Consider the following 2,977-nt stretch of genomic DNA (forward strand, 5'->3'; position numbering starts at 1 on the left):
AAACAAAGACCCGTTTGGGTTGTATGGTTAAGTGACTAAGCGTACACGGTGGATGCCTTGGCAGTTGGAGGCGATGAAGGACGTATTAACTTGCGATAAGCTTAGTCAAGCTAGTAAAAAGCACTTGAGACTAAGATTTCCGAATGGGGAAACCCACCTGCTTGCAGGTATCGTTAACTGAATACATAGGTTAACGAGGCGAACGCGGAGAACTGAAACATCTAAGTACCCGTAGGAAAAGAAATCAACCGAGATTCCGGAAGTAGCGGCGAGCGAAACCGGAACAGCCCTTAAGCTTATTATGTGTTAATGGAAGGCTCTGGAAAGTGCCACGATACAGGGTGATAGTCCCGTACATGAAAATACATTTTAAGTGAAATCGAGTAGGTCGGAGCACGTGAAACTTTGACTGAATATAGGTGGACCATCATCTAAGGCTAAATACTCCCAACTGACCGATAGTGAACCAGTACCGTGAGGGAAAGGCGAAAAGAACCCCTGTGAGGGGAGTGAAATAGAACCTGAAACCGTGTACGTACAAGCAGTAGGAGCAGACTTGTTCTGTGACTGCGTACCTTTTGTATAATGGGTCAGCGACTTATATTTTGTAGCGAGGTTAACCGATTAGGGTAGCCGTAGGGAAACCGAGTCTTAACTGGGCGAATAGTTGCAAGGTATAGACCCGAAACCCGGTGATCTAGCCATGAGCAGGTTGAAGATTGAGTAACATCAATTGGAGGACCGAACCCACTAACGTTGAAAAGTTAGGGGATGACTTGTGGCTTGGAGTGAAAGGCTAATCAAACCGGGAGATAGCTGGTTCTCCCCGAAATCTATTTAGGTAGAGCCTCGGACGAATACTTACGGGGGTAGAGCACTGTTAAGGCTAGGGGGTCATCCCGACTTACCAACCCTTTGCAAACTCCGAATACCGTAAAGTACTATCCGGGAGACACACGGCGGGTGCTAACGTCCGTCGTGAAGAGGGAAACAACCCAGACCGCCAGCTAAGGTCCCAAAGTCATAGTTAAGTGGGAAACGATGTGGAAAGGCCCAGACAGCCAGGAGGTTGGCTTAGAAGCAGCCATCCTTTAAAGAAAGCGTAATAGCTCACTGGTCGAGTCGGTCTGCGCGGAAGATGTAACGGGGCTAAACTATGCACCGAAGCTGCGGATTCAGAATTTATTCTGAGTGGTAGGGGAGCGTTCTGTAAGCGGTTGAAGGTGTACCGGGAGGTATGCTGGACGTATCAGAAGTGCGAATGCTGACATGAGTAACGATAATGCGGGTGAAAAACCCGCACGCCGGAAGACCAAGGGTTCCTATCCCATGTTAATCAGGGTAGGGTAAGTCGACCCCTAAGGCGAGGCCGAAAGGCGTAGTCGATGGGAAACGGATTAATATTTCCGTACTTGGTATAATTGCGATGGGGGGACGGAGCAGGCTAAGCAAGCATGGCGATGGTTGTCCATGTGAAAGTGAGTAGGTTGGTGACTTAGGAAAATCCGGGTTGCTAAGACTGAGACACGAGACGAGCACCTAAGGGTGTGAAGTTGCTGATGCCATACTTCCAGGAAAAGCCTCTAAGCTTCAGATTATACCGAATCGTACCCCAAACCGACACAGGTGGTCAGGTAGAGAATACTAAGGCGCTTGAGAGAACTCGGGTGAAGGAACTAGGCAAAATCGTACCGTAACTTCGGGAGAAGGTACGCTCCGATGGGTGACGGGATTTACTCCCTGAGCTAATTGGAGCCGCAGTGACCAGGTGGCTGGGACTGTTTATTAAAAACACAGCACTGTGCAAAATCGCAAGATGACGTATACGGTGTGACACCTGCCCGGTGCCGGAAGGTTAATTGATGGGGTTAGTTTTCGGACGAAGCTCTTGATCGAAGCCCCGGTAAACGGCGGCCGTAACTATAACGGTCCTAAGGTAGCGAAATTCCTTGTCGGGTAAGTTCCGACCTGCACGAATGGTGTAACCATGGCCACGCTGTCTCCACCCGAGACTCAGTGAAATTGAAATCGCAGTGAAGATGCTGTGTACCCGCGGCTAGACGGAAAGACCCCGTGAACCTTTACTACAGCTTGGCACTGAACATTGAACCTACATGTGTAGGATAGGTGGGAGACTTTGAAGATGAGACGCTAGTTTTGTTGGAGTCGTCCTTGAAATACCACCCTTGTAGTTTTGATGTTCTAACGTTGGCCCCTGAATCGGGGTTACGGACAGTGCCTGGTGGGTAGTTTGACTGGGGCGGTCTCCTCCCAAAGAGTAACGGAGGAGCACGAAGGTTGGCTAAGTACGGTCGGACATCGTACGGTTAGTGTAATGGTAGAAGCCAGCTTAACTGCGAGACAGACACGTCGAGCAGGTACGAAAGTAGGTCATAGTGATCCGGTGGTTCTGAATGGAAGGGCCATCGCTCAACGGATAAAAGGTACTCCGGGGATAACAGGCTGATACCGCCCAAGAGTTCATATCGACGGCGGTGTTTGGCACCTCGATGTCGGCTCATCACATCCTGGGGCTGAAGTCGGTCCCAAGGGTATGGCTGTTCGCCATTTAAAGTGGTACGCGAGCTGGGTTTAGAACGTCGTGAGACAGTTCGGTCCCTATCTGCCGTGGGCGTTTGAGAATTGAGAGGGGTTGCTCCTAGTACGAGAGGACCGGAGTGAACGAACCGCTGGTGTTCGGGTTGTCATGCCAATGGCATTGCCCGGTAGCTACGTTCGGAACTGATAAGCGCTGAAAGCATCTAAGCGCGAAGCAGGCCTCGAGATGAGTTCTCACTAGACTTTTAAAGTCTCTGAAGGGCCGTTGAAGACTACAACGTTGATAGGCAAGATGTGGAAGCATGGTGACATGTTAAGCTAACTTGTACTAATTACCCGTGAGGCTTAACCATACAACGCCAAACGCGTTTTATGTGATAGTGAAACAAGCGAAGAAGTTAATAGACTAAAGTAGATT

Annotated in this window: 1 rRNA gene; it reads left to right on the plus strand. The window is 49.6% G+C overall.

The window, feature by feature from the left end:
* Positions 1–25: 25 nt before the first annotated feature.
* Positions 26–2,912, plus strand: a 23S ribosomal RNA gene (locus ACHUE3_RS19800).
* Positions 2,913–2,977: the final 65 nt, after the last annotated feature.

This window comes from Pseudoalteromonas atlantica, assembly GCF_043641955.1.
Classification (GTDB): domain Bacteria; phylum Pseudomonadota; class Gammaproteobacteria; order Enterobacterales; family Alteromonadaceae; genus Pseudoalteromonas; species Pseudoalteromonas atlantica_A.